Here is a 1324-nt window from a genome sequence, read left to right as displayed (position 1 = left end):
TGTGTGTGCCTTGCATGCACTTCCAATTCCTCAAAAGTAGGAATTTTATCTAGAGGGTGCAAGTCCCTTATCGGCAAGTTGTTGATATTATATTGAGCCGATTAGCACGTGGCAAGCTGGTTTGGGGCGACCCATGCAGTGAAGGAAGCCCAACGGCAAAAGTCTGTACCGAGGAACACAAAGCGCATAAGAGGCTAGCTAAATTGGGTAAGCATGCACAGCAATGCAAAGCCTAGAGACAACATATTTAGTTAGTAGATGCGTCGGGGATAGACGGAAAGAGGAAGTGCTTACCGAGGGAGGTCTTCACAACCACGAGTGGTTAGGTGGAGAAGTCAGCAGAAGTCATAGTACTTGGGGCAACGAGTTGCGAATAGATACCGCACAAGTCTCACAAACAAGGAAGGACTGAACGCAAATTGGTTCTAAATTTTCATCGGAATAACGCAAGTTATAGCCCTGAAAAAGCGGAACAGGAAGAATTTTAACGTAAAACACCAAGCATGATTGCACAAGTAACACATCCTTACAATCTCCAAAAGGCGCTACGTCAAGTAGAGGTCAATAAAGGCAGTGCGGGCGTTGATGGGCTAAAAACCATTCAACTGGCGGACTATTTCCGTGAACACAAACCCGCATTACTGGAAGATATTAGGAATGACCGTTATTTACCGCAACCCATTCTTGGCGTGGAGATTCCAAAAGGAAATGGTAAAACACGACTTTTGGGAATTCCAACAGTAGTTGACAGACTGCTTCAACAAGCCGTGTCGCAAGCGATGATGCCGAGATTTGAAAAGGATTTTAGCGTGAATAGCTTCGGATTTCGACCCAACAAAAATGCCCGCCAAGCGGTAGGCAAAGCCTTGGGGAACATTCACGAAGGCTACAATTATATTGTAGATATTGACCTAAAGACCTTCTTTGATGAAGTCGACCATTGCTTGCTGATGAACTTGATTTACCAAAAGGTAAAATGCCCAACGACTTTGCGATTAATCCGCAAATGGTTGCGAGTGCCAATACTCATCAAAGGAAAACTGGTCAAACGACGAAAAGGAGTTCCGCAAGGAAGTCCGATAAGTCCGCTTTTGTCAAACATCTTGCTCCACGAATTGGACAAAGAACTGACACGAAAAGGATTGAAGTTTGTTCGCTATGCCGATGATTTTAGCATTTACACCAAGTCGAAATACCAAGCCAAAACGGTTGGCAACGCCATCTTTCTGTTTTTGAAAGACAAGCTGAAACTAACCATCAACCGAGAAAAGAGTGGGATTCGAAAACCCATTCAGTTCACGATATTGGGATTTTCGTTTGCATC

Annotated in this window: 1 protein-coding gene; it reads left to right on the top strand. The window is 44.2% G+C overall.

Features of this window, described 5'->3' with window-relative positions; translation table 11 throughout:
• Positions 1 to 503: 503 nt before the first annotated feature.
• Positions 504 to 1324, top strand: an 821-nt coding sequence (gene ltrA, locus DB895_RS14100) for a group II intron reverse transcriptase/maturase (RefSeq protein WP_116725991.1), incomplete at its 3' end; no start/stop codon positions are given.

This window comes from Flavobacterium psychrotolerans (assembly GCF_003097635.1).
Lineage (GTDB): Bacteria > Bacteroidota > Bacteroidia > Flavobacteriales > Flavobacteriaceae > Flavobacterium > Flavobacterium psychrotolerans.
Note: the sequence above shows the minus strand (reverse complement) of the source record. Positions and strands in the feature narration are given on the sequence as shown.